A 24454-nucleotide genomic window follows, 5' to 3' on the forward strand; every position below is an offset into this window, starting at 1 on the left:
TGCCTACTCGACGCAGCTGAGCAGGCAGCAGTCCGCGGCGCGCGAGCTGAATCCAGGACCCCTCTGTCCCAACATCTCCTCAGGCTGTGCGGGTGCGGAGGAACTTGCCGAAGTGCGGGACGGTGAAGGCGACGGTGCCGCGTTCGGCGGAGAAGACCAGGCCTTTCTTGATGAGGCCGTCTCGAGCGGGGGAGAGGGACTGGGGTTTGCGGTTGAGCGTGCTGGCGACTTCGGCGGTGGGGACGGAGCCGTCGTCGACGCCGATGCCGAGTTCGGCCATGGCGCGCATGTACTCGCGTTCGGCGGGGGTGGCACGTTCGTAGCGGGAGCCGAAGAAGCCGACGGTGAGTTCCGCGGAGGCTTCGGGGGCCGCGACGGCGACGTCCTTGATGGTGATCGGGGAGGTCGGGGCGTGGTCCCAGGTGGCGTGGGCGAAGGCTTGGACGAAGTACGGGTAGCCGTCGGTCTGGGCGTACAGCTCGTCGAGCGCCTCGTCGTCGTACGAGACGCCCTCGCTCTCGGCGGGGATCATGAGCGCGCGGTCGCAGGCGTCGCGGGCGAGGCGGTCGACGCGGACGTAGCGGAAGAGGCGCTCGGAGTACGACTTGCTGGCCGACAGTACGGCGGGCAGGTGCGGCAACCCGGCACCGACCACGACGAGCGGTGCGCTCTGCTGGGAGATCTCGTGGCACGCGGCGCACAGCGCGGACAGGTCGTCGGCAGAGATGTCCTGCATCTCGTCGATGAACAGCCCGACGCCGACGGACAGGTCGCCGGCCAGGTCGGCGGCGTCGGTGAAGAGCTCGATCAGGTCCATCTCGAGATCGCCCGAGTCGGCCCGGCCTTTCGCGGCGGCCACGTCGACCGGCGGGTGCCAGCGGATCCCCTTCCGGTCGTTCGCCGCGGTACGCAGAGCGAAAGCCTTCAGTACGGCGCTGAACTCGTCGACCTTCTCGTCGTCGCGGTGGCGGTGTCCCAGCTCGCGCATCGCGGTGTGCAGAGCCTGCGCGATCGGCAGCCGGATGCTCTGGTCCGGCCGGGCCTCGATCTTCCCGGTGCCCCAGGCGCGTTTGATCGCCTGGCTCCGCAAGGTGTTCAGCAACACCGTCTTACCCACACCCCGGAGTCCGCTCAGCACCAGACTCCGTTCCGGCCTGCCTGCCGCGACGCGTTCGAGGACCACCTCGAACTGCCGCACCTCGGTGTCGCGTCCGGCCAGCTCAGGCGGCCGCTGACCGGCGCCGGGCGCATAGGGATTCCGGATCGGATCCATGGATTTCACTGTATGACCGCGTCTAGCGTTTTCCTTAGATTGACGTAGCAACCCGGAGAACGTGTCGCGACCCATCTCTACAGCTTTCTAGCATGAACGCTAGATTCCGCTAGACGCGCCTAGCGCCGCCGGGACCACTAGGGTGCGGCCATGGTTGGGGAGTGGCATCGGCAGGCGGGGAGCCTGTACGAGCGGGTGCATCAGCAGTACGTCGGCGGTGCCCGGAAGCTGGAGGCGCTGATCAACGAGCTGATCGGCGAGGAAGAGGGCATCAACTACCTGAGCGCGACCGCCCGGGCGAAGGATCCGGAGTCGTTCCTGGCGAAGGCGTCGAAGCCGCATCCGGACGATCCGGCCCGGCCGAAGTACGACGATCCGCTGAACCAGATCACCGACCTGGTCGCGGCCCGGGTGATCACCTTCCTGGCCGAGGCGGTGGACCGGGTGTGCGAGGTGATCGAGGACGAGTTCGAGGTCGTCGAGCACACCGACATGGGCGCGCACACCCGCGCGCAGGGGGTGTTCGGGTACGCGAGCAGGCACTACCTCGTCCGGCTGAACGCGCATCGCCGGGAGCTGCCGGAGTACGCCGTACTGAAGAACCTGACGATGGAGATCCAGGTGCGTACGGCTGTCCAGCACGCATGGGCCGAGTTCGAGCACGACATCCGGTACAAGCTGGACATCCCGGCGGACCGCAGACCGGAGTTCGACCGGCGTTTCCTGCTCGCGGCGGCGTTGATGGAGCTGGTCGACAACGAGTTCACCGAGATCGACCGGCTGTACCGCGAGCTCGCCGCGACGGAGCCGGACAAGACCCCGCGTGATTTGACCACCGCGACGCTGACGACGTACCTGACCCGGCGCTACCCGGACGCACCGCACGCCAAGACGAACCACTACGCCTGGATCCTCGGCGTCCTCGCGCGGCTCGGCGTGACGACCGAGGAGCAGCTCACCGACCTGCTCGCCGGTATTGACAGCTCCGCCGTCCAGGCCGCGATGACGCATCGGTTCCCGGCCGGAACGGTACGGCGCCTCGACGACGACCTGCTCGCGGCGAAAGGTACTGCGTACGTCGACCTGTTCCCCGACGAGGAGCGCCGCCAGAAGATCCTCCGCGGCCGGCTCAAGGCGCTCGGCCGGGCCGGGATCACGGAGCCCTGACGAGGTCCTCGGCGACGGACGCTGCGGTACGGCGGGCCCATGCGCCGGTCGTGATCAGGCCGAGGACCAGTACGAGCAGTCCGCAGCAGGCGATGATGTACCAGCACAGCCGAGCCGCGTCGACGAACCCGTTCTCCAGCGACCCGACCAGCCGGGCGGTCAGCACGGTCCCGGCGATCGCGACCCCGAGCGACGCGCCGACCTGGCGGCTCGTCGACGCGATCGCGGCCGCGACACCGGCCTGGGACCGCGGCATCCCGGACACCGCGGCGTTCGTGATCGGCGCGTTCAGCATCCCGAAGCCGAGCCCGAAGACGAGGTAGCCGGCCAGCAGCAGCAGCGTCGGCGTGTCCAGCGTGAGCCGGGACAACATCACCCCGGACACGGCGAGCATGCTCCCGGCGACCACCAGTGGGAGCCGCGGTCCACGGTGCCCGACGAGCCACCCGGACAAGGGCGCGAACACCACCGTCATCGCCGCCATCGGCAACGTCAGCAACCCGGCATGCAACGCCGAGAACCCGCGCACCGACTGCAGGTACAACGAGTTGAGGAACAGGAAGCCCGACAGCGCGGAGAATCCGGCGACCGCGATCAGCGTCGCCCCGGAGAACGGCGCGCTCCGGAAGAACCGCGGCTCCAACAGCGGCTCGTCGCGCCGCCGCTCGTAGGCCACCAGCGAGATCAGCGAGACCACGCCCAGCACGAAGCACCCGATGATCAGCGGCGAGGTCCACCCGGCCCGCTGCCCTTCGATGATCCCGTAGGTCACGCCGCCGAGCAGCAGCACCACCAGCACCTGCCCGACCGGGTCGATCCGCCGCGGCACCGCGGCCCGCGACTCGGGCACGAACAGAGCGGTCAGCAGTACGGCGGCCAGCGCGACCGGCACGTTGATCCAGAAGATGAACTGCCAGCCGGGCGCGTCGACCAGGGCGCCCCCGACCACCGGCCCGACGGCCATGCTGAGCCCGACCACGCCGCCCCAGACACCGATCGCCTGGGCGCGTTCGCGCGGATCGGTGAAGGTGTTGGTGATGATCGACATCGCGACCGGGTTGAGCATCGACCCGCCGACCGCCTGCAGGACCCGGAAGGCGATCAGCAGCCCGACGGTCGGCGCGAATCCGCACAGCAGCGAGCCGATCCCGAAGATCACCAGCCCGGCCTGGAACGTCCGCCGCCGGCCGACCCGGTCCGCGGTCGCGCCGGACACCATCAACAGGCCGGCCAGCACCAGGGTGTAGGCGTCGATCGTCCACTGCAGCTTGGAGATGTCGGCGTCCAGGTCGGCACGGATGGCCGGCAGGGCGAGGTTCACGATGGTGGAGTCGAGCCCGACGATGAACAGGCTGAGGCAGCAGATGCCGAGGACCAGCAACCGTCGCCCGCGCGTCAGCTCGGCCACCCGGCTCCTCCCGATCGTTGTGCTTGAAGACTGTACTACTTGGTCGGCAACGTTTCCGGTCCCCGGCGTCGCACGGCTGAAAACCCTTTGGAGACTGTCGGACGGCCCGCCTACGCTTGGTCCGTTCGCCTGGTCAGGCGCCCTCTCAACCCTCTATGCCCTCTTGTGAGACGTCATGTCGCTGCGCCTCATTCCGTTCGCCGACCCGGGTGTGCCGGACACCCGGTCCGGTCTCCGACTCATCCTCTGGCTGGAGCACCAGCAGCTGCGCGGGCAGGCGAGCGCGCTGTTGTGGGGTCTGCTCTACTTCGGCGGGATCGCTGCCGCTCCCGTCGCCGTCGGCCTGGCTGTCCAGGCCGTCATCGACCTGTCCTGGCCCAAGCTCTTCCTGGCGGGCGGCCTGCTGCTCGTCTTCGGCGCCGCCAAGGCGGCCGCCGACTCGTACTTCCACCGCGCCGTGGTGAGCAACTGGATCAGTACGGCGTCCCGCCTGCAGCAGCTGCTGATGCGCAAGGCGGCGGAGCTCGGGTCGCTGCTGACCCGGCGGATCGCCGCCGGCGAGGTGGTCGCCGTGAGCAGCGGCGACGTGGAGAAGATCGGCTGGTTCGTCGAGGTGCTCGGCCGGTTCGCCGCCGCGCTGCTGACCTGCTTCGCCGTGGTCGTCGGGCTGCTCCTCTACGAGCCGCAGCTCGGTCTGGTGGTCGCCGTCGCCGTTCCGGTGCTGGCGTTCTCGATCGTGCCGCTGATGGGTCCCGCGGAGCGTCGCGCGGACGCGCAGCGGGCGAAGGGCGGCCGGGCCACCGAGCTGGCCGCCGACACCGTCGCCGGTCTGCGGGTGCTCCGCGGCATCGGCGGTGAGCAGCTGTTCCTGGACCGCTACCGCTCGGCGTCTCAGGACTACCGGGCCAGCGCGGTCCGCAGTGCCCGGATGTGGTCGCTGATCGCGGCGCTCCAGGTACTGCTGTTCGGGCTGTTCCTCGTGACCATCGTCTGGCTGGGTGTCCGGCTGGTGATGTCCGGCCGGATCTCGGTCGGCGAGCTGGTCACGACGTACGGCCTGATCACCTTCATGGTCGTGCCGCTGCACACGTTCGAGGAGACGGCGAGCGCGTTCATCTTCTCCAAGGTGTCGGCGCGCCGGGCTGCCCGGGTGCTGTCGCTGAGGCGGACCGACGAGGACATGGGCACGGCCGAGGCCCAGCTTCCCGACGGTGACCTGCTCGACCCGGTCTCCGGGCTGCACGTGCCGGCCGGGAGCTTCACCGCGGTCGTCTGCGGTGACCCTGACGCGGGCGGCCGGCTGGCTGATCGCCTGGGCGGGCACAGCCCGGCGGCCGAGGCCGACCAGGACTCCGTGCTGCTCGACGGCGTATCGCTGGACGACATCCCGCTGGAGTCGGCGCGGACCGTCGTACTCGTGCAGGACAAGGACCCGGTGCTGCTGTCGGGGACGGTGCGTGAGCTGTTCGACGTGCCGGCGAGTGGTGCGGTCTCCGCGGAGGTCGCGCTCGACGCTGCGCAGTGTGCGGACATTCTCGACGTACTGCGGCAGACGCTGCCGGCGGGTGAGTCGGACCCGATGCAGGCGGTGCTGACCGAGCGCGGGCGGTCCCTGTCCGGTGGGCAGCGGCAGCGGGTCGCGCTGGCCCGTTCGCTGTACGTCGACCCGTCGGTGCTGGTGCTGGACGAGCCGACCAGTGCGGTCGACGCGCACACCGAGGCACGGATCGCCGACGGCCTGCGGCTGCTGCGGACCGGCCGGACCACTGTGGTGTTCACCTCCAGCCCGCTGATGCTGGACCGCGCGGAGCGGGTGGTGTTCGTGCCGGACGGCCGGGTCGATGCCGTCGGCACCCACCACGAGCTGGTGCACAACAACCCGCGCTACCGCGCGGTGGTCACCCGTGAGGAAGAGCCAACTTTCGAGGAGACGGCGTGAAGCGCCCTGTGTACGATCCGGCGGCCCCGCAGGAGGTGGAGCGGCTGCCGGTAGCGGGTAGTGCGACTGTGCGCGCCTACCTGAAGACGCTGTTCCGCCGGCATCGCCGGGCGTTCGCCTGGTTGACCCTGGTGAACGCGGTGGCGGCGCTGAGCGGCATGGTCGGGCCCTGGCTGCTCGGCAGCGTGGTGGAAAAGCTCTCGCAGGGCAAGACCGACGTCGACCTGCCGTACGTCGTCATCGGGTTCGTCATCGCTCTGCTCGTCCAGACGGTGTTCGTCCGGCTCACACGCCTGCGGGGCGCGGTGCTGGGCGAGGAGATGCTGGCCGACCTGCGGGAGGACTTCCTGATCCGTGCGGTCGGCCTGCCGCCGGGCGTGCTGGAGCGGGCCGGCACGGGTGACCTGCTGTCCCGGATCACCACCGACGTCGACCGGCTGTCGCACGCCATGCGGGACGCGGTGCCGCAGCTGACCATCGCGGTCATCTGGGCGTCGTTGCTGGTCGGCGCGCTGATCGTCACCGCGCCGGAGCTGGCGGTGGCCGTGGTGATCGCGGCACCGATCCTGATCATCGGCGGCCGCTGGTACTTCCGCCGCGCGCCCGCCGGGTACCGGTCGGAAGCCGCCGGGTACGCCGCCGTGGCCTCGGCGCTGGCCGAGACCGTCGACGCCGGCCGGACCGTGGAGTCGCACCGGCTCGGTGGTCGCCGGATCAAGCTGGGCGACACCCGGATCGGTCAGTGGGTCGCGTGGGAGCGATACACGCTCTACCTGCGGATGATCCTGTTCCCGGTCATCAACATGACCCACACGGTCGCGTTGGCGGCGGTGCTGGTGATCGGTGGGGGTTTCGCCATCCAGGGCTGGCTGACGGTCGGCGCACTCACCACGGGTGCGTTGTACATCCAGATGCTGGTCGAGCCGGTCAACATGATGATCCGCTGGTACGACGAGCTCCAGGTGGCACAGGTGTCACTCGCACGACTCGTCGGGGTCCGTGAGGTCGAGACGGACGCGGCCGCCGAGCAGGATGAACCGGACGGGCGGACTGTGCTCGCGGACGACGTGCGGTTCGGCTACCTCGAGGGCCGGGACGTGCTGCACGGGGTCACGCTCACCGTGCAGCCGGGTGCTCGGGTCGCGCTGGTAGGCCCTTCCGGTGCCGGGAAGTCGACGCTCGGCCGACTGCTGGCAGGCATCTACTCGCCGCGCGTCGGTGACATCACCTTGGGTGGTGCCGCTCTGGACAAGATGTCGGCCGAGCAGGTCCGCAGCCATGTTGCCCTGGTCAACCAGGAGCACCACGTGTTCGTGGGCAGTGTCCGGGACAATTTGCGGCTGGCCCGTCCGGACGCCTCCGACGCCGACCTGTGGGCCGCGCTGCGCTCGGTCGACGCCGACGGCTGGGTCGCCGGCTTCGACAACGGGCTGGACACCGAGGTGGGCTCAGGCGGGATCTCGCTGACTCCCGCTCAGGCCCAGCAGGTCGCGCTGGCCCGGTTGGTGCTGGCCGACCCGCACACGCTGGTCCTGGACGAGGCGACCTCGTTGATGGACCCGCGAGCCGCCCGGCACCTGGAGAGGTCGCTGGCCGGTGTGCTGGAAGGCAGGACCGTGGTGGCGATCGCCCACCGCCTGCACACCGCGCACGACGCGGACCTGATCGCGGTGGTGGAGGACGGCCGGATCGTCGAGTTGGGCGGACACGACGAGCTCGTCGACGCCCAGGGCCCGTACGCGGCGCTCTGGCACTCCTGGCACGGCGACCGGTGACACAGTGGGGCAGCCTCCGGGCTGCCCCACTCCCTCGCCTGGACCGAGCCTTGCCGCGCACCGCCTGCGTGTGAGGATGCAGAGGTGCTGCTGACGACACTGCTCTCGCTGCCCACGACCCTCGCCCTCGATGTGAACGACGAGGGCCGGCTGCTGGTCCTGTACGACGGGACCGGCACACGTCAGGTGAACGAGGTGGCTCCCGACGGTACCTGGCGGGCACTCACCGACCTGGACGACACCTGCCGCAACGCGCGCTTCGTTTCCGGCAGCCGCCAGGTGGTGGTCGAGCACGACACCGGCGGCGACGAACGCGGCCAACTGTCGCTCCTCGATCTGGACGAGCCGCTCGTGCTCACGCCACTCGTCCACGACCCGGCGTTCAAGCACGGCCTGGTCGAGGTCACGGCCGACCGTGTGCTGTTCACCACCAACCGCCGCAACGGCACCGACTTCGACCTGATCGCGCACGACCTCGCCACCGGTGACGAGTCGGTCCTGTACGACGGCGGCGGCTGGCCGATGACGGTCGACCCGTCCCCGGACGGCAAATGGGCCGTGCTGTCGCTCGCCGGCGTTCAGGCCAACTCGACCCAGCTGCTGCTGGTCGACGCGACCACGCGGTCCGTCACCGAGCTCACGCCGTACGACGCGCAGAACGATCTGAAGGCGGTGTCCTGGCTGCCGGGGTCGTCCGGTTTCGTCGCGGCGAGTGACGCGGACCGGGACCGGATGGCGCTGCGGCAGTACGACGTCGCCGACGGGACGTGGTCGGACCTGCTGGTGGACGACGAGCACGACCTGGCCGGCTGGGTCTGCCCGGACGGTGAGCATCTGCTCGTCGCGACGATCGACGACGGTCTGGTCCCGCTGGCGCTGCACAGGCTGGAGGACGCCGCACTGGTCGCACCACTCGATCTGCCCCCACTGGGCTGTGGGGCTCGAGGCATGATGATGCCCGACCCGATCTGGTCAGCCGACGGCGCGTTCGCCCTGATCACCTACCACTCGCCGATCGAGCCACCCACGGTCTACCGGTACACGGTGGCGACCGGTGAGGTCGTCGCGATGCGACGGCCCGGTACGCCGAAGGTGCCTGCCGAGCTGGAACACCCGGAAAGCCACCGCGTGCCGTCGTTCGACGGTGAACAGGTGCCGGTGTTCGTGTTCCGGCCGACCGGTCCGGACCTGGGTTCCACGGTCATCCACATCCACGGCGGCCCAGAGGCTGCGGCCATGCGCACCTGGTACCCGGTGATCTCCGGACTGGCCGCGGCCGGCCACACCGTCGTCGTACCGAACGTCCGGGGATCGGCGGCGTACGGGAAGCGCTGGTACTCGCTGGACGACCGGGAGCTGCGGCTCGACTCGGTGAAGGACCTGGCCGCGATCCACGCATGGCTGCCGTCGATCGGCTGCGATCCCTCGCGGGCGGCGCTGTGGGGCGGCTCGTACGGCGGTTACATGGTGCTGGCCGGGCTGGCGTTCCAGCCGGACCTGTGGGCGGCCGGCGTGGACATCGTCGGGATCGCGTCGCTGGTGACGTTCCTGGAGAACACCTCGGACTACCGGCGGGCGACCCGCGAGCGGGAGTACGGCTACCTCGCGACCGACCGCGAGTTCCTGGAGTCCGCCAGCCCACTGAGCCGGGTTGACGACCTGCGGGCACCGCTCCTGGTCATCCACGGCGCCAACGATCCCCGGGTGCCACTGTCCGAGGCCGAACAGGTCACGGCCGCGCTGACGAAGCGCGGCGTACCGTGCAAGCTCCTGGCGTACGGGGACGAGGGCCATGGGCTCGCCAAGCTCGCGAACAAGCTCGACGCGTACCCGCAGGCGCTGGCGTTCCTCCAGGAGCACGTCAGCTGAAGAACGGCGTGAGCGTTCCCGCGGTCGCGTCCAGCCGGACCGGCAGCCCGAGCGGTACGGCGAGATTCAGGTGCTCGTGTCCGATCGCGGCACCCTCCACCATCGGCAGGCCGAGCGGCTCGAGCCGGTCGCGGACCACCGCGCTCACCAGGCCGGAGTCGTCCGCGCCACTGAAGTCGCCGATCACCAGCCCGGTGACGCTCGCGAACCAGCCCGACCGGAGCAGTTGGGTCAGCAGCCGGTCCACCCGGTACGCGTCCTCGCTGACGTCTTCCATCACGACGATGCCGCTCGGCGGTGCGTAGGTCGGCGTACCGACGCTCGCCGCGAGCAGGGCCAGGTTGCCGCCGCGGAGCGGTCCTTCAGCGATCCCGTCCACCAGCATGCGAGCCCCGACGGGTGCCAGCAGGTCGGTGACGTTGTCCGGCTCGAAGAGCAGCTCGTGCAGGCGCTGCCGACCTGATTCCTCCGCCAGCTGCTCGACCGCGGCGGCCATCGGCCCGTGGACGGTCACCAGCCCGCGGGCGTTGAGCGGCTCGTGCAGCGCGGTGATGTCGCTGAACCCGACGAACCACTTCGGCGCCGCGGCCAGCTCGTCGAAGTCGACGTACTCGAGCATGCGCTGAACGCCGTAACCACCGCGCGCGCAGAAGACCGCTGCGAAACGCGAGTCCAGCCACGCGTTCCGCAGGTCCTCTGCTCGTGCCTTGTCGTCTGCCGCCAGGAAGCTCAGCCGCTCGTGCCCCGCGAGCACCGATGGCATCACCTCGACCTCGAGGCCCCACTGCTCCAGGTACCGCGTTCCGGCCTCGAGCCGCTCCACCCGCACCGGCCCAGCCGGTGCCACCACCGCCACCCGGTCCCCAGTCACCAACCGCCGCGGCACCCGCACGTCTGTCACGCCCGAGACGCTACCAATCGACATTGATCGTGCTGCTCCTGGAGACGCCGTTCACGGTGACGCCCAGCTGAGCCGTGCCTGGGCGGAGTCCGGTGACCCGGCCGGTCGTGGGGTCGTACGACGCCACTGCCCAGAACGGCGCCGTCCGGGCCGGACCGATGTGGAGCTGCCGTGAGCCCCACCAGTCGGCCGACACCGGGAACGCCACCGGCACCCGCCGGTTCTCCTGGACGACGGTCGCTCCTGCCGGAGCCGTCTCACCCCGGCGCAGCGTTGCCGGTGCGGTGAGCTCGAGCGAGTCCACGTGTGCCCGGAACTCCACCTTCAGCCAGGACCGCTCGGGGGCCGACCACTTCCGCTCGCCGGCCGCCGCCGCACGGATATCCGGGTCGACGCCGACCAGGGCCCAGCCGGTGAAGCCGCCGTCGTCCGGCGCGGATGACGGGCCCTTGCCGGAGTTGCCGGTCAGCGGCAGCAGGACGCCGTCGGTCCGGGAGGCTGCGAACGTGCCGGCGTGGGCGGCCATGTACGCGGCACCCTTGCCGGTGGACGCCCGGAAATCGGCCAGCCAGTCGACGATCATCCGGGCCTCCTTGCGGTCACCCAGTTGTGAGTTCGCCGTCGGCGACGGGTCGTCGATCGGGTGGTGCGCCATCACCACCACGTTGCGGATCGACCGGTCGGTCGCGGCGCCGTCGAGCTGGGCCCGCAGGTCGAGGATCTGCGCGAAGCCGCCGGCCCGCAGCGACCCGAGCGACGAGTCCCGCAGGACGAACCTCGTGCCCTTGTGGTCGAAGGTGCTGGTCGGTGGCCCGAACACCTTGGTCCACTCGGACAGGTCACCCGGACCGTAGCTCTCGTGGTTCCCCGGCACGTAGTGCACGGGCACCCGGCCGGCGACCTCCTCGTCGAGGATCTGCTTGGCCAGCGCGATGTCTTCTCCGAACCCGCGGTCGACGAAGTCGCCGTTGATCACGAGGAAGTCCGGGTGCTGCGCGAGTGCCTCCCGGATCGTCCGCCGGGCCTGCTTGACGAAGTCGGAGTTCGGGTCGTCCGCGGTGAACTGCGCGTCCGACATCACGGCGAACCGCCACCGGCCGTCCGTCGTCACCGTCCCGTCGGTGACCACCATCGGGTCGACCGCCAACGCCTGCGGCTCCATGTCGACCGGCGGCGCACCGCGCAGGGTCAGGTCGTCGACGACGATCCGGCCCGAGTACTGCCGGGTGGGCACGGTCTCGACCACGTAGATCCGCCAGAACCGCAGTGGCATCGCCAGCCCCGGCGGGATGTCCGCCTCGACGTACTTCCACCCGGTCCAGTCCACCGAGGCCGCGATGTTCAGCGTCTGCGGCGACCCGCCGGCCGACGTGTAGGCGTTCGCTCGCAACCACGCGCCCTTGCCGTCGCCGTAGACCCAGGCACCCAGCTTCTGCGGCTGGCCGGGCAGCTCCAGTCGCGGCGTCACCGAGAGGTACGCCGCCCGCGTCGCCGTGGATCCGGTGAGTGAGTAGTCGAGCGCGATCGCCTGGCCGCCGTCGTGGCCTTCGGCAGCGGACCGCGACGCCGTCGCCGCCCCGGCCGGTACGGCGTTCGCCTGCCAGCGACTGAGGTCGTCGACCTCGTCGATCACGGTGCTGCTCAGGCCGGACGTGACACTGAGCTGGGTGGCCAGGGGGCCGGCCTTCGCGGTGACCACGGTCGACACCGCCTCGTCAGTGAGCGCGTTCACTGCGAATCCGTTGCCCTGCGCAACCACCTTGACCAGCGTGGCGTCGTACGTGAGCTCGAGGTCGCGGGGCTCGATCCAGGTGGAGAAGCCGTCGGCGTCGTACCCGTTGATCTCGAAGAAGCCCTTGGCCGTCGCGTCCGGCAACGACACCTGGCGGGTCGACGGGGCCAGCCGGGTGGGCGTACCGAGGACGGTCATCGGGAACCTCCCGTTCGCGTTGCCGCGGACCGCGGTCACGATCGCGTCGCCCGCCCTCCGGCCGGTGACCACGCCCTTCTGGTCGACCCGGACGTTGCGGCCGGCGAACCAGGACGGCGTACCCGATGCCGGCGCATAGGTCTCGTCGTGGCCGGTCGCGGTCAGCACGCGGCTGAGGCCGGTGAGCACGCGGGCGCTGCGGGAGAGGTCGGTGTCCGGGCCCTCGGCAGCGGTGCCCGAGGCCTCGACCCGGTAGCCGGTGAGCTTGCCGGAGCCCTTGACCGGCAGCAGGCCGAGTCCGTTCGGGATCACCCGCTCGCCGCCGTCCGACGGGTCGTTCACCACCTGCGGAGCCGCCTCGCCCGGCGAGCGGGCCAGCATCGTCGACGAGCCGCCGCCGTCGAGGTTGAGCGCGTCGTCGGCGCCGAGGCCGATCATCAGCTCGCCCATCTCCTTCAGCGACAACCCGCGGGAACCGGTCGCGCGGCCGTCGACGGTGAGCAGCAGCATCCGGCTGCCGTCGGCGTCGAAGCCGATCGCGGTCCGCGGCGCCAGGTCGGCGTCCGGGACGCCGGCGGGGACCTGGCCGTCCCGGGCGAGCTGGTGGTTGCCGCTGATGCCGACCGCGACCTCGGCCGCGTCCGGGCGCACGCCGTACTCGACCTCGACCCTGTCGCCGATCTCGAACGCGTCGAGCGCGGTCGCGCCGGCCTCCCGGCCGATCAGCGCCTGCTCGTTCGCGGCGAGTGGAGTGGTGCCCGGAGTGGCGGCGGCCGAGACGACCACGCCGTCGCGAAGGATCACCTCGCGCACGGTCGGCAGGCCGTCGACGGTCCTGGTGCGGGCCGCGTCGCCCCACTCCGGCGTGTAGAGACCGATCCCGCCCGAGTTGACGGTCGGCGAGTTAAGGTTGGTCAGCTCGAGCTCGACGGCGTCGTCGTCGGTCGCGCTGCCCTGGAGGAAGACCTGGGCGATCCGGCCGAGACCGTCCTTGCCGATCACCGCGGTGTCGTTGTGACCGGCCGCGGGGGCGTTGATCAGCCGGCCGCTGCGCTCGATGCCGACGCCCAGCGGCGCGGTGGTGTCGTTGATGTCGAAGAAGTCGCCGTTGACCCCGGCGATCGCGCCCTTGCGGGCCAACTGCTGACTCAGCGGCGTACCGCCGGAGACCTTGCCGGTGTTGACGTAGTCGACGGTCACACCGCGTTCGTCCAGATCGGCGGCCAGGATGTCACCGCGGAGCCAGCCTTGCGGATCGAGGCGTTCGAACGACGTGTAGTCGACCCCCGGCGCGACCGGGCTGTCGTCGCGGGTGGTCAGTACGCCGTCGCCGGCGATCGCGGCATCCGGGATCGTGCCGGCCGGGGTCTGGCCGGTGGTCTGGATCGTCTGGCCGAAGGCCGGGCCGGCGACCGCACCGGCGAGCAGGCCGCCCACGCCGATCGCGGTGCTGATGGTACGGAAGAGCGACACGGGAGCCTCCCCAACGTGGACGGACGCGGCCATCCGACGCTGTGCGCTCTACCGCCACATGAGACACAGGTGTACGCCGGTCAACCGACCGGTGACAAAGTAACGTCTCCAGCGGCCGACCGGAAGGTTTTCTCCTGAGTGATCGCCTGAAGATTCGGTCAGACGGTGCTGACCGGGCGGCCGGAGACCTGCCAGGCGTGCATGCCGCCGTCGAGGTTGATCGCGTCCCGGCCGAGCTGGTTCAGGAACTGGGTGGCCATCCCGGACCGCCCACCGACCGCGCAGACGCACAGCACCTTCTGGTCGAGCGGCACCTCGCCGACCCGCTCCTGCAGCTCACCGAGCGGGATGTGCTTCGCCCCCTCGATGTGGCCGCGGTCCCACTCGTCCGGCTCCCGCACATCCAACACGAACGCCTCGCCGAGCAGGGCGTCGTCCAACTCGGCCACCACGACCGAGGGAATCTCCTGGTTCTGGAACATGCCCCGATCATCTCAGGCCGGTGGTCAGGGCACTGGCGCGGTACGACGGGAATGCGATTGCCCGAACCGTGGATCGCGCGTTGACACCCGTCGGCCGATTGCGGACGCTGCTGCGGAGGAGGCGGCGCGATGGCACTGGTTCAGGGCATTCCTGGGGAGTTCGGGCCGCAACCCTGGGGTGACGCGATCCTGCGGAACTGCGAGTCGCTGCTGCTCCGGATCACCCGCCGGCCCGCGGACCACGAGGTCCGTCTGCCCGGCCTGGCGACGACGCCCCGGCACGTGGTCGAGGACCGCACCGGCCGGGCGCTGACCTGGCGCCGCGACGGCGACGACCTGCTCGTCCGGCTGCCCGACTCCGCCGAGGCGCCGGTCGTCCGCGTCACACTGAAAGGCAAGCTCCGCATCGTCCCGCCGGACACGGTCACCGCGAACGCCGACGGCGTCTGGGACCTGACCGCGACCGGAACGACGTCCCACCTGGTCGCCCGCCGGGCCGCCGACGTCGCCGTCCGCGTGTTCACGGAGAGCACCGCGGGCCGGGCAACCGCGTGCGTGGCCCTGGCCGGCCAGACGTACGCCGAGGCCGACGCCGACCGGACGATCGGGCCTTTCCAGGTGCCCGCCCGCCTGGTCGTCCCGCTGCGAGTCGAGGCCACCGGCGTACGGCGAGTCCTGGTCGCGCCGATCGGAACGGTGCTCGCCTCGATCCACCCGACCAGCGGCGGCGCACTGTCCGTCGTGGTCACCAACTTCGGCCGGACGCCGGCGCGCGGTGACGCCCGCCTGAGACTGCCCGACGGCTCACGCTGCAAGTGGTCCTTCGCCGGGCTCGAGCCCGGCGACTCGACCACCTGGCCCGTGCGGATCGGCGGACCGGCCGGTCGGCACGAGGTCCGAGTGCGCCTCGACGCGGGCCGGCGTTCGGCGTCCTCGCCGTACAGCGTCTGCCTGCCGGCCGGCTCGGGAGACGTGCCCTAGTCACTACTTCAGCAGCTTGGAGAGGCGGCGGTCCGCGAGCGGCTTGCCGCCTGTCTGGCAGGTGGCGCAGTACTGCAGGGAGGAGTCGTGGAAGCTGACCTCGCGGACGAGGTCCCCGCAGACCGGGCACTTCTGGCCCCTGCGGCCGTGCACGCGCAGGCCGGACTTCTTCTCCGACTTCAGGTTCTGGACGGCGAGGCCGGCGGAGCGGTCGACCGCGTCCTGGAGGGTCTCGCGCATCGCGTCGTACAGCAGTTTCAGCTCGTCGTCGGTCAGGTTCGACGCCGGTTTGAACGGGCTCATCTTCGCCACGTGCAGGATCTCGTCGGAGTAGGCGTTGCCGATGCCGGCGATGACCGACTGGTTCCGCAGGACGCCCTTCAACTGGACCCGGCCCTCGCGTTTCAGGATGCCGCTGAAATCGTCCAGCGACAGCGAGAACGGATCCGGCCCGAGCCGGGCGATCCCCGGCACCTCCACCGGGTCGCGCACGACGTACACCGCGAGCTTCTTCTGCGTGCCCGCCTCGGTCAGATCGAAGCCCGAGCCGTCGTCCAGCACCGTGCGGACCGCGATCGGGCCCTTGCCCGGGCGCACCAGCGCGGTCGACTGCTCGTCCTTCCACCGCAGCCAGCCCGCACGAGCCAGGTGGATGACCAGGTGCACGCCCTGGGCCTCGATGTCGAGGAACTTCCCGTGCCGCCGGACGTCGTCGATCAGCAGCCCGACCAGCGACGAGATCGGCGGATCGTACGTCTTCAGGGCGCTGATGGCGGTGATGTCGGCGCGCACGAACGCCCGCCCGACGGCACGCTCCCGCAGGAACCCCGCCAGCGACTCGACCTCCGGCAACTCAGGCACCGTCCCAGTGTGCCTCACGCCACGGACACTTTCCCGGCCCCGGTGGGGCTGTTTCGCGGCGTCAGGGTGGGAACAGGGGATTGGTGGGGTCAACCCGCAGGTGTTTGTTGGCGTGGGACGGTAGCGTTCTAGCGCAAGAGAGTAGGGAGGCCCTGATGGGGTTCGTGAAGACGTTGGTCAAGGGCGCGGTCGTCGCCAAACTGGCGCAGGTCGTGCAGCGGGAGCTCAGCAAGCCTGAGAACCAGCGCAAGCTCAAGGAAGCGTTCCAGAAGGTGCAGCAGCGCCGCGGCGGTGCCCACTAGTCGTAGCTGGGCACACTCTGGACTTCGGCCCGGCTGGCGGACTACAGCCGGGCACGAAGTACGCCGTCAGGCGGCCTTGTGCGCCTGCAGCGTGTATGTCGCCGGCAGCCGCCGCGGATCGCGGGTCAGCCGCCACTCGCCGGACTCGTCCTCGGTCATCAACCCGGGCAGAGCGTTCCACGGCGCGCTGTCGTGCTCGGTGAGCGAGTCGAAGACCAGCCCCGCCCGCTGGACCGCGGTGATGATCTCGGCCAGCCCGTGGTTCCACTCGTGCGTGAGCGTGGTGGCGAACTCGACATCGGTCTCGACGTACGTGCCACCCTCGTCCCAGACGATCGGCTCCGGTGTCTCGAAGTACGGGTGCTTCAGCACCGGATCCTCCGGCGCGGAGTCGAGCGCCCACAGCATCGGATGCCCCTCGCGGACGAACAACCGCCCGCCCGGGGCCAGCAGGCCCGCGACGGTCCCCGCCCAGCGCTCGATGTCCGGCAGCCAGCAGATCGCGCCGATCCCGGTGTAGACCAGGTCGTACGACGCCGCGCCCAGGACGTCGACCGCGTCGTACGCGTCCGCCACGTGGAAGTCCACCGGCAGCCCGAGCCGGTCCGCGAGCGACTGCGCCTGCTCGATCGCCGGCGCGGAGAAGTCGAGGCCGCTCATCCGGGCGCCGAGCCGGGCGAGCGACACGGTGTCCGTGCCGATGTGGCACTGCAGGTGCACGCCACGCAGTCCGGAGATGTCGCCCAGCCGCGGCCGGTCGAACCGGACCACCTCGCTGACGTACTGCGGGTCCTCGAAGTCCACCACGTGGTAGCCGGGCGACGCGACGTGCGCCGGCACCCGCTCATCCCAGTTGGCCCGATTCACGTCCAGGTAGTCGCTCACTCCCAGACCTTCCCACAACCCGCCCGGCCGCGCCGCCGGTTTACGGCACAGGACCGCCGGGTGAGGTCCCGGCGGTCCGCGGTCGGTTCAGGCCGCGTGGCGGCCGTGGTGAGTGAGGATGCGGGCCCGGCGGATGGTGTGCACGGTGCCTGCGGTCGCTGCGGGCTTGTGGTTGAAAGGTTCGGCCACGCCACCGAGGGCGAGCAGGTCGAGCTTGGTCCTGGCCACGTCACGGTCGTCGGCAACCCAGGCGCCGTTCGGTCCGGCGGTCAGACCGGTCGAGTGACGCCTGTTGCTGAGCTCCAGAGCCGCGATCACGGCCAGCGCGAGTACTGCGAGAACGATGATTCCGGTCATGGCGTAAATTTTGCTACCATCTAGATACCGCCACCACTGGCACTATTGACATAGTTCCACAAATTCCTGCCATACTGGACGGCATGCTCCGCAAAGTCGCTGTCGTCCTGATGGAGGACGTCGCCTTGTTCGAGTTCGGGGTGCTGGCGGAGGTGTTCGGCATCGACCGGACCGACGACGGCGTGCCCGCGTTCGACTTCAAGGTGTGTTCGACCCGCCCGGGTGAGCCGCTGCGGACCAGCAGTCACTCCGAGGTGATCGCGCCGTACGGACTGGAACAGCTCGAGGACGCCGACCTGATCGGGATTCCGGCGACCACCTGGCGGGACGCGTACGACGAACGCATCCTCGACGCGCTGCGCCGGGCCGAGGCCCGTGGGGCGATCCTGCTGACCGTCTGCTCGGGCGCGTTCGTGCTCGGCAAGGCGGGCCTGCTCGACGGCCGGGCGTGCACGACGCACTGGCGCTACGTGAAGCTGTTCAACGAGCAGTTCCCGTCGGCGAGGCTGGACGCCGACGTCCTGTTCGTTGACGACGGCAACATCATCACCAGCGCCGGCACCGCGGCCGGTATCGACGCCTGCCTGCACCTGGTCCGGCGCGAGCTCGGCAGCGCGGTCGCCACCCGGATCGCCCGCCGGATGGTCGTTCCGCCGCAGCGCGACGGCGGCCAGCGGCAGTACGTCGACGTCCCCGTGCCGGAGTCGTCCGGCGAGAGCCTGCAGCCGGTGCTCGACTGGATGGTCGACAACCTGACGATCGAGCACACCGTGCCCGCACTCGCCCGCCGGGCGCAGATGTCGGAGCGGACGTTCGCCCGCCGGTTCGTCGCGGAGACCGGGACGACGCCACTGAAGTGGGTCACCACGCAACGCGTACTGCGGGCGCGGACGCTGCTCGAGCAGACCCGGATGGGGATCGAGCAGATCGCGGCCGAGTCCGGGTTCGGGACGGCGGCGTTGCTGCGGCACCACTTCCGCCGCGTGGTGGGCGTGCCGCCACAGGACTACCGGCGTACCTTTCGCACGGCCAGCTGACCCGTCGGCCGATCGCTGTGGGCAGGTGACGCTGCCCACAGGATTTGCGGTGCCCCCTCCCGGTCCCCCTAGGATCCTTCGAAGTGTCACAGGGGGGTAACGGCCGAAGAAGATCGGCGAGCCGAGAGAATGTGGAGCCACTGTGGCAACGCCTGTCCCGCGTCGGGCCGGTACCTCACGTCGTCTGAGCTGGGACGTCGTCCGGCTGCTCGCAGTCCTCGCGGTGGTGTTCTGCCACGCGACGCACCAGGGCCCGGTGCTGCACCCTGAGCTCGGAGCACCGCTGGGCAGTCACCCGTTCCAGGTCGGCGCCGGCATCCTGCTGGTGATCAGCGCCTACTTCGTCTGCGTGACCGTCCGGAAGGGTCCCTCCCCGGGACGGTGGTTGTGGCAGCGGGTCTGCCGAGTGCTCCCGCCGTACCTGGCCGCCGTGCTGATCACCTACACGGCTCTGGTCGCCTTCGGCCCGCGCCACTGGAGCCTGCCCACCCGGCACGACCTGTGGGGCAACCTGACGCTGGCCAGCTCGTTCGACCCGACTGTGCGCCTCATCGACGGGTCGTACTGGACGCTGCCGTTGCAACTGATGGCCTTCGCGGCGGCGGCCCTGCTCTGGCCACGCGGCCTGGGTTCCGGTTGGCGCATCACCGTGCTGCTGTGGGTGATGACGGTGGCGCCGGTGGTGCTGCAGTGGCACGACCGGATCTTGCACAGCCCGCTCTGGGTCCAGCAGGCGTGGAACGGCCTCGGGCTGCATCGGCTGCAACTGTTCGCCATCGGCATCGCCATCTGGCTCTTCTCCCAGCGGCGGATCGGCGTGCTGCACCTGGGCGCCCTGCTTGCCGCGACCGTGTTCGCCCAGCACGCGCACACGGCTGACCTGCCGTCGTCGCTGGGCATCGGGGCCCTGCTGGTGTTCGTCGCGCTGGCCGCCCGCGGTCCGGACTGGCGGGTCTTCGCGCCCATCCGCCGGCCGATCCAGTTCCTGGCCCGGATCTCCTTCGGCATCTACCTGCTCAACCAGGAGCTCGGCTACCTGATCGCCTACCACCTGATGTCGCTCGGCGCGGGACGCGTCGTCCAGATCGCCGGGGCGGTGACCGTAGTGACCGTGCTGGCGTGGCTGCTGACGAAGTACGTCGAACAGCCGGTCTACCGCGCCTTGACCGCCCTGCCGGCGCTGCCGTTGCAGCGGCTCGGCTTCCGCGCGTTCGCCTGGCTGAATACTTGACATCGGATACCCATGAGCTATTCCGCGCCGCCGACCCGGACTGGTCCTCGGTCGCCCGTCACGGTGCCTACCTGCTGGCGTTCACCCTGGTGGTCGCCTGGCTCTCCACCCGCGCGTTCCGCACCGATCAGCGCTCGGTCTGAAGGGCGTCGCGGTACCAGGGCTTGATGGTGTTGTCGATGATGGCCAGGCGTTCGTCGAACGGCAGGAAGGCCGACTTCATCGCGTTGATCGCGAACCAGCGGAAGTCGGCCAGCGTGTAGTCGAACGCCTCGGCCAGCAGGGTGAGCTCGCGGCTCATCGACGTACCGCTCATCAGCCGGTTGTCGGTGTTGACCGTGACCCGGAAGCGGAGCTTGGCGAGCAGGCCGATCGGGTGCTCGGCGATCGAGGTCGCCGCCCCGGTCTGCAGGTTGGAGCTCGGGCACATCTCCAGCGGGATCCGCCGGTCCCGCACGTACGCCGCCAGCCGGCCGAGCTCGTGCTTGTCGCCGGTCTCGTCGTACGTGATGTCGTCGATGATCCGGACGCCGTGCCCGAGCCGGTCGGCCCCGCACCACTGGATCGCCTGCCAGATCGACGGCAGCCCGAAGGCCTCGCCCGCATGGATGGTGAAGTGCGCGTTCTCCCGCTGCAGGTACTCGAACGCGTCCAGGTGCCGGGTCGGCGGATATCCGGCCTCCGCGCCCGCGATGTCGAACCCGACCACCCCGGCGTCGCGGTACGCCACCGCCAGCTCGGCGATCTCCATCGACCGGGCCTTGTGCCGCATCGCGGTCAGCAACTGCCGGGCGACGATCGGGCGCTCCGCGTGTGCCATCCCATGCTCGAAGCCTTCCCGGACCGCGTCGACCACCTGCTCCAGCGTGAGCCCGCGGGTCAGGTGCTGCTCGGGTGCGTAGCGCACCTCGGCGTACACCACTCCGTCCGCGGCCAGGTCCTGCACGCACTCACTCGCCACTCGGGTGATCGCCTCCGCGGTCTGCATGACCGCGACCGTGTGGTCGAACGTCTCCAGGTACCGCTCCAGCGACCCGGAGTCCGCCGACTCCACGAACCAGACACCGAGGTCCCCGGCGTCGGACCGCGGCACCGTGTGCCCGATCTCCTGCGCCAGCTCCACCACCGTCTCCGGCCGGAGCCCACCGTCCAGATGATCGTGCAGAAGAACCTTGGGCGCTTCCTGAACCTGTTCCGCGGTGATCATCCCGCCATCTTCGCAGGCTCCCCCCTGGCCGGCCGACGGTAGCTGGGTGACGAGGTCACGCGGCGTGGAGCTTGAAGACCGGGACGCCGGGGGCGATGTGGTGGAGAGTGGCGTCCGGGGAGTTCTTGGTGACGTCGCCGCCGAAGAAGGTGCCGACCTCCCAGGCCCACTTCCTCAGGTAGAGGCGGAGTACGTCGGTCTTGTCCGGGTCGGCGACCTCCTCGGCGCGGAAGGTCTCGACGGTCCGGCCCAGTTGGAGGCGGCCCTCGGGGTTGACCCGCAGGTTGCGGGCCCACTGGGTGTGGCCGCGCGGGGCGACCAGGTAGCGCTGCCCGTCGACGACCAGGAGGTTGACCGGCGTGCTGCGCCAGTCGCCGGTCTTGCGGCCGCGGACGGAGAGCACCCGGCTGCCCATCAGGCTGATGCCGAGCTTGGTCAGCGTGGCGACGATCCGGTTGAAGACCCGCATGCTGCCCTCGGCGGCGGTGATCACGCGCTTGTGGTCGTAGGTCTGCTTGTACTCCGGCATCGTCATACCTTTCGTTGGTTGCGAGAGCGGTGCTCTCTGTTGTGATCAGTGAACCGGAAGTGATGCTCACTGTCAAGAGCACTGCTCTCGGTTCTGTGGCAGACTGCCGTCATGAACGCCGGACGCACCGCACGAGACCGAGCCCGCGCCGAGCTGACCGGGGAGATCAAGTCCTCGGCCCGGCGGCAACTCGCGACCGAGGGCGCCGAGCGGCTCTCGCTGCGGGCGATCTCCCGGGAGCTCGGCATGGTCTCGTCCGCGCTCTACCGCTACTTCCCCAGCCGGGACGACCTGCTCACGGCCCTGATCATCGACGCGTACGACGCCCTCGGCGCGGCCGCGGAGTCAGCGGTCGCTGCCGCGGACGAGGCGGATCCGCCGGAGACCTGGTTGGCGGTGTGCGTCGCCATCCGCGAGTGGGCCCGGGCGCATCCGCACGAGTACGCGCTGATCTATGGTTCGCCGGTCACCGGCTACAAAGCGCCACAGACGACCGTCGAACCGGCCAGCCGGGTGCCGATCCTCCTGCTCAGGATCGTCGAACAAGCCTGGACCCAGGGCCGGCTCGCCGCGCCGGACGACGCGCCCGAGCCAACCGGCCAGCTGGCCGGGCAGGTGGACGTTCTGGCCGAGCTGGCGCCCGGGGTGCCCCGCAAGGTGCTGCTGCGGGTCGCGATCGTCTGGACGCAACTGTTCGGGATGATCAGCTTCGAGCTGTTCGGTCAGCTGGTCGGTTCGATGGATCCGGCGGACGCGTTCTTCGCGTCGGCGACACGGCAGATGGCGGCTTTCGTCGGCCTCAGCTGAAAGCCTTCGGGAGCGGCAGCGTCACGGCCTGTTCGACCCGGCGGACGTAGGTCTCGCGCGGGATCGACACCGCACCGAGGGTGGCCAGGTGGCCGGTGACCCACTGGATGTCGAACACCCGCTGGTCGGCGTACTCGTCGTCGAGCAGCTCGATCAGGCCGGCCACCGCCGCCTTCGAGCCGTCCGTCTTGTGGTGGAACATCGACTCCCCGGCGAACAGCCCGCCGATCGCGACGCCGTACAGGCCGCCCGCCAGCTCGTCACCGTCCCACGCCTCGACCGAGTGCACCCAGCCCAGCCGGTGCAGCTCGGTGTACGACGCGATGATGCCGCGGTCGATCCAGGACCCGGGACGACGCGGGTCCGCACACGCGCGGATGACCTGGTCGAACGCGGTGTTCACCCGGATCTCGAACCTGCTCCGCGCCCGCCGTACCGACCGCGTCGGCCGGTAGCCGGCCACCTCGATGATGCCGCGGTCGACCGGCGACCACCACAGCAGCGAACCGCGGTGGTCGGGCATCGGGAAGAGCCCACGACGGTACGCCGCCAGGACGGTCCCCGGCTGCAGATCCGCCCCACCGGCGACGATGTCGCTCGCCCCGGCAACCGCCACCGGCGGAAAGTCCCACACAGAAGCAGCTGGCTCGACTGGCACACCACCATCCTGAACCACCGCCCACCGTTCCGGGTGCACGGGTGGCCCGGAGGGTGGACGGCCGCCGGGCGCTCCCAGCCGGCGGCACCGGCGGTACTCCAGGGAACGCCAGGGTTTCTCCCGAGTGGCGGCGTTCCCAGAGCCACGTAGAGTTGAAGCACGCCCGTCTCCGAGTCGGGAAGGGCGGGAAGGAGCACCGTGGCCGGAGTAGCCAGGTTCGTCGCGAGCAGTCTCGCGCCCGCCGCGCAGCGATTCGCACCGCAGGCCGCGGCGGGTGTGTTGCGTCAGGTCCTCGAGATCGCGATCGACGGGTACCAACGGTTCCCGGGCGCCGAGCAGGTCGCCGAGTCGAAGCTCGCCAGATCGTCCGGTGACGTGCAGCTGGCGATCGACGCGGTGACCGACCAGCACATCCGGCTCGCGGGTGTTCAGGGATTCGTCACCAGCATCGGCGGGCTGGTCACCCTTCCCGTCGCGCTGCCCGCCAACCTGACCGGTCTCGCGATCGTCCAGGTCCGCATGGTCGCCGCGATCGCGCACCTGCGCGGATACGACCTGGACGACCCGCGCGTCCGGACCGCGGTGATCACCTGCCTGCTCGGCGAGGACGGCGTGGCCGACCGGCTGAAGAAGTCGAGCCTGCCGACGTCGCCGCTCGCGATCGCCACCGCACCGGTCTTCGACCCCGACCTCGACCGCCAGGTCGCCGGCGAGGTCGTCGCCGAGCTGATCGCCCGGATCAGCGGCAAGCGCATGGCCATCACCGTCACCCGCCGCGTTCCGCTCCTCGGCGGCGCGGTCGGCGCCGGCGTCGACGGCTGGTCGACGTACCGGATCGGGGAGTACGCCGACAAGAGCCTGGTCCGCCGGATCCGGCGGCCGATCGAGCCGTGAACCCGACGGCACCGTTCTGGGGGCCGACGCTGGATTGCCCGGAGCCGTTGGAGCTGGCCGTGTTCTATCAGCAGGTCGCGGGCGGCGAACTGGCCGTCGTGCACGAGAACTTCGTCGAGCTGCGGTTCGACACCGTCAGCCTCGGGTTCCAGCGGGATCTCAACTACCGGGCGCCGACCTGGCCGGACACCCGGGTTCCGCAGCAGTGTCACCTCGACTTCAGTACGGCGGACCTCGACGCGGACGAGGCCCGCGTGATCGCGGCCGGCGCCACGCCGACCGCCGTACAGCCGGAGCCCTCGGTGTTCCGGGTCTTCCTCGATCCGGCCGGGCACCCGTTCTGCCTCACCACCTGGCGTACTCCGGCGGGCCCGCCGGAGTCCCGGTGATCACCGCCTGACGCCGGTGACCGGAGGACGAAGAACAGCGCGACCAGGACAGGTCCCGAGCGTTCGATCTGGTACGACGTCCGAGCGGCCGCCGGCCTG

Annotated in this window: 23 protein-coding genes; 12 read left to right on the top strand and 11 right to left on the bottom strand. The window is 70.3% G+C overall.

Annotated features, from left to right (window positions below):
• Window positions 1-79: 79 nt before the first annotated feature.
• A complete protein-coding gene (locus tag E1218_RS02725; protein ID WP_132315856.1) occupies window positions 80-1273 on the bottom strand; it encodes an ATP-binding protein in 1194 nt (397 codons plus the stop codon).
• A gap of 150 nt (window positions 1274-1423) precedes the next feature.
• Between E1218_RS02725 and E1218_RS02730 the strand changes: the two genes are divergently transcribed.
• Window positions 1424-2440, top strand: coding sequence for a GTP pyrophosphokinase (locus tag E1218_RS02730; RefSeq protein ID WP_132315858.1), 1017 nt, complete (start codon window positions 1424-1426; stop codon window positions 2438-2440).
• Here the strand turns inward: E1218_RS02730 and E1218_RS02735 are convergent.
• Window positions 2427-3848: an MFS transporter gene (locus E1218_RS02735; protein ID WP_132315860.1), complete on the bottom strand. Its 1422-nt coding sequence runs from the start codon at window positions 3846-3848 to the stop codon at window positions 2427-2429. The two genes, E1218_RS02730 and E1218_RS02735, sit on opposite strands and share 14 nt — an antisense overlap.
• Window positions 3849-4023: 175 nt before the next feature.
• On the opposite strand from E1218_RS02735, the gene E1218_RS02740 reads away from it, so the two are divergent.
• From E1218_RS02740 to E1218_RS02750, 3 genes are all read left to right on the top strand, one after another.
• Entirely contained in the window at window positions 4024-5787 is a 1764-nt protein-coding gene (locus E1218_RS02740; RefSeq protein WP_132315862.1) for an ABC transporter transmembrane domain-containing protein, read from the top strand.
• Window positions 5784-7562 carry an ABC transporter ATP-binding protein gene (locus E1218_RS02745; RefSeq protein ID WP_132315864.1) on the top strand — a complete coding sequence of 593 codons (1779 nt, stop codon included), beginning with the start codon at window positions 5784-5786 and terminating at the stop codon, window positions 7560-7562. The genes E1218_RS02740 and E1218_RS02745 overlap by 4 nt, the downstream gene beginning before the upstream one ends.
• Before the next feature lie 84 nt (window positions 7563-7646).
• A complete protein-coding gene (locus E1218_RS02750) occupies window positions 7647-9431 on the top strand; it encodes a S9 family peptidase (protein WP_233711959.1) in 1785 nt (594 codons plus the stop codon).
• Here the strand turns inward: E1218_RS02750 and E1218_RS37700 are convergent.
• The 3 genes from E1218_RS37700 to E1218_RS02765 form a co-directional block, all read right to left on the bottom strand.
• Window positions 9424-10332 carry a S66 peptidase family protein gene (locus E1218_RS37700; protein ID WP_132315866.1) on the bottom strand — a complete coding sequence of 303 codons (909 nt, stop codon included), beginning with the start codon at window positions 10330-10332 and terminating at the stop codon, window positions 9424-9426. The two genes, E1218_RS02750 and E1218_RS37700, sit on opposite strands and share 8 nt — an antisense overlap.
• A 10-nt stretch (window positions 10333-10342) precedes the next feature.
• Complete coding sequence (locus tag E1218_RS02760; RefSeq protein ID WP_233711960.1) at window positions 10343-13735, bottom strand: phosphodiester glycosidase family protein; 3393 nt, start codon at window positions 13733-13735, stop codon at window positions 10343-10345.
• Window positions 13736-13893: 158 nt separating this feature from the next.
• Window positions 13894-14217, bottom strand: coding sequence for a rhodanese-like domain-containing protein (locus E1218_RS02765; RefSeq protein ID WP_132315870.1), 324 nt, complete (start codon window positions 14215-14217; stop codon window positions 13894-13896).
• A gap of 129 nt (window positions 14218-14346) precedes the next feature.
• On the opposite strand from E1218_RS02765, the gene E1218_RS02770 reads away from it, so the two are divergent.
• Window positions 14347-15198 (top strand): hypothetical protein, encoded by an 852-nt coding sequence (locus E1218_RS02770; RefSeq protein ID WP_132315872.1) that lies wholly within the window; start codon window positions 14347-14349, stop codon window positions 15196-15198.
• Window positions 15199-15201: 3 nt separating this feature from the next.
• Here the strand turns inward: E1218_RS02770 and E1218_RS02775 are convergent, their stop codons facing one another.
• Window positions 15202-16059: a DNA-formamidopyrimidine glycosylase family protein gene (locus E1218_RS02775; protein WP_132315874.1), complete on the bottom strand. Its 858-nt coding sequence runs from the start codon at window positions 16057-16059 to the stop codon at window positions 15202-15204.
• Between the two features lie 155 nt (window positions 16060-16214).
• On the opposite strand from E1218_RS02775, the gene E1218_RS35870 reads away from it, so the two are divergent.
• Window positions 16215-16361 carry a hypothetical protein gene (locus E1218_RS35870; RefSeq protein WP_165949097.1) on the top strand — a complete coding sequence of 49 codons (147 nt, stop codon included), beginning with the start codon at window positions 16215-16217 and terminating at the stop codon, window positions 16359-16361.
• Window positions 16362-16427: 66 nt separating this feature from the next.
• Here the strand turns inward: E1218_RS35870 and E1218_RS02780 are convergent, their stop codons facing one another.
• Both E1218_RS02780 and E1218_RS02785 read right to left on the bottom strand, forming a co-directional pair.
• The gene (locus E1218_RS02780; protein ID WP_132315876.1) at window positions 16428-17246 is read right to left on the bottom strand and encodes a class I SAM-dependent methyltransferase; all 819 of its coding nucleotides are present in this window, start codon (window positions 17244-17246) and stop codon (window positions 16428-16430) included.
• A gap of 87 nt (window positions 17247-17333) precedes the next feature.
• Entirely contained in the window at window positions 17334-17603 is a 270-nt protein-coding gene (locus E1218_RS02785; protein ID WP_132315878.1) for a hypothetical protein, read from the bottom strand.
• A gap of 83 nt (window positions 17604-17686) precedes the next feature.
• Here E1218_RS02785 and E1218_RS02790 point away from each other — a divergent pair, with 83 nt between their 5' ends.
• From E1218_RS02790 to E1218_RS02800, 3 genes are all read left to right on the top strand, one after another.
• Window positions 17687-18640: a helix-turn-helix domain-containing protein gene (locus E1218_RS02790; protein WP_132315880.1), complete on the top strand. Its 954-nt coding sequence runs from the start codon at window positions 17687-17689 to the stop codon at window positions 18638-18640.
• A 142-nt stretch (window positions 18641-18782) separates the two neighbouring features.
• On the top strand, window positions 18783-19871 hold the full coding sequence (locus E1218_RS02795; protein WP_165949098.1) for an acyltransferase family protein: 1089 nt from the start codon (window positions 18783-18785) through the stop codon (window positions 19869-19871).
• Window positions 19868-20014 (top strand): hypothetical protein, encoded by a 147-nt coding sequence (locus E1218_RS02800; RefSeq protein ID WP_202865740.1) that lies wholly within the window; start codon window positions 19868-19870, stop codon window positions 20012-20014. The genes E1218_RS02795 and E1218_RS02800 overlap by 4 nt, the downstream gene beginning before the upstream one ends.
• Here E1218_RS02800 and E1218_RS02805 read toward each other — a convergent pair.
• Window positions 19999-21078, bottom strand: a complete 1080-nt coding sequence (locus E1218_RS02805) for an adenosine deaminase (protein WP_132315884.1) — start codon at window positions 21076-21078, stop codon at window positions 19999-20001. The two genes, E1218_RS02800 and E1218_RS02805, sit on opposite strands and share 16 nt — an antisense overlap.
• A 55-nt stretch (window positions 21079-21133) precedes the next feature.
• Window positions 21134-21607 carry a nitroreductase family deazaflavin-dependent oxidoreductase gene (locus E1218_RS02810; protein ID WP_132315886.1) on the bottom strand — a complete coding sequence of 158 codons (474 nt, stop codon included), beginning with the start codon at window positions 21605-21607 and terminating at the stop codon, window positions 21134-21136.
• 111 nt (window positions 21608-21718) lie between these two features.
• On the opposite strand from E1218_RS02810, the gene E1218_RS02815 reads away from it, so the two are divergent.
• Window positions 21719-22414, top strand: a complete 696-nt coding sequence (locus tag E1218_RS02815; protein WP_132315888.1) for a TetR/AcrR family transcriptional regulator — start codon at window positions 21719-21721, stop codon at window positions 22412-22414.
• Here E1218_RS02815 and aat read toward each other — a convergent pair.
• Window positions 22407-23030: a leucyl/phenylalanyl-tRNA--protein transferase gene (aat, locus tag E1218_RS02820; RefSeq protein WP_233711961.1), complete on the bottom strand. Its 624-nt coding sequence runs from the start codon at window positions 23028-23030 to the stop codon at window positions 22407-22409. The genes E1218_RS02815 and aat overlap by 8 nt on opposite strands.
• Window positions 23031-23270: 240 nt before the next feature.
• Here aat and E1218_RS02825 point away from each other — a divergent pair, with 240 nt between their 5' ends.
• Window positions 23271-23966: an EcsC family protein gene (locus tag E1218_RS02825; protein WP_132315892.1), complete on the top strand. Its 696-nt coding sequence runs from the start codon at window positions 23271-23273 to the stop codon at window positions 23964-23966.
• Window positions 23963-24355 carry a VOC family protein gene (locus E1218_RS02830; protein WP_132315894.1) on the top strand — a complete coding sequence of 131 codons (393 nt, stop codon included), beginning with the start codon at window positions 23963-23965 and terminating at the stop codon, window positions 24353-24355. Before E1218_RS02825 ends, E1218_RS02830 begins: the two co-directional genes overlap by 4 nt.
• Window positions 24356-24454: the final 99 nt, after the last annotated feature.

The sequence above is a fragment of the Kribbella turkmenica genome (assembly GCF_004348725.1).
GTDB classification, from domain to species: Bacteria; Actinomycetota; Actinomycetes; order Propionibacteriales; family Kribbellaceae; genus Kribbella; species Kribbella turkmenica.

Excerpts from the sequence above, each read along its gene's own strand:
- E1218_RS02725 (WP_132315856.1), bottom strand. The coding sequence starts at position 1,273 with ATGGATCCGATCCGGAATCCCTATGCGCCCGGCGCCGGTCAGCGGCCG.
- E1218_RS02730 (WP_132315858.1), top strand. The coding sequence starts at position 1,424 with ATGGTTGGGGAGTGGCATCGGCAGGCGGGGAGCCTGTACGAGCGGGTG.
- E1218_RS02740 (WP_132315862.1), top strand. The coding sequence starts at position 4,024 with ATGTCGCTGCGCCTCATTCCGTTCGCCGACCCGGGTGTGCCGGACACC.
- E1218_RS02765 (WP_132315870.1), bottom strand. The coding sequence starts at position 14,217 with ATGTTCCAGAACCAGGAGATTCCCTCGGTCGTGGTGGCCGAGTTGGAC.
- E1218_RS02770 (WP_132315872.1), top strand. The coding sequence starts at position 14,347 with ATGGCACTGGTTCAGGGCATTCCTGGGGAGTTCGGGCCGCAACCCTGG.
- E1218_RS35870 (WP_165949097.1), top strand. The coding sequence starts at position 16,215 with ATGGGGTTCGTGAAGACGTTGGTCAAGGGCGCGGTCGTCGCCAAACTG.
- E1218_RS02785 (WP_132315878.1), bottom strand. The coding sequence starts at position 17,603 with ATGACCGGAATCATCGTTCTCGCAGTACTCGCGCTGGCCGTGATCGCG.
- E1218_RS02790 (WP_132315880.1), top strand. The coding sequence starts at position 17,687 with ATGCTCCGCAAAGTCGCTGTCGTCCTGATGGAGGACGTCGCCTTGTTC.
- E1218_RS02805 (WP_132315884.1), bottom strand. The coding sequence starts at position 21,078 with ATGATCACCGCGGAACAGGTTCAGGAAGCGCCCAAGGTTCTTCTGCAC.
- E1218_RS02810 (WP_132315886.1), bottom strand. The coding sequence starts at position 21,607 with ATGCCGGAGTACAAGCAGACCTACGACCACAAGCGCGTGATCACCGCC.
- E1218_RS02815 (WP_132315888.1), top strand. The coding sequence starts at position 21,719 with ATGAACGCCGGACGCACCGCACGAGACCGAGCCCGCGCCGAGCTGACC.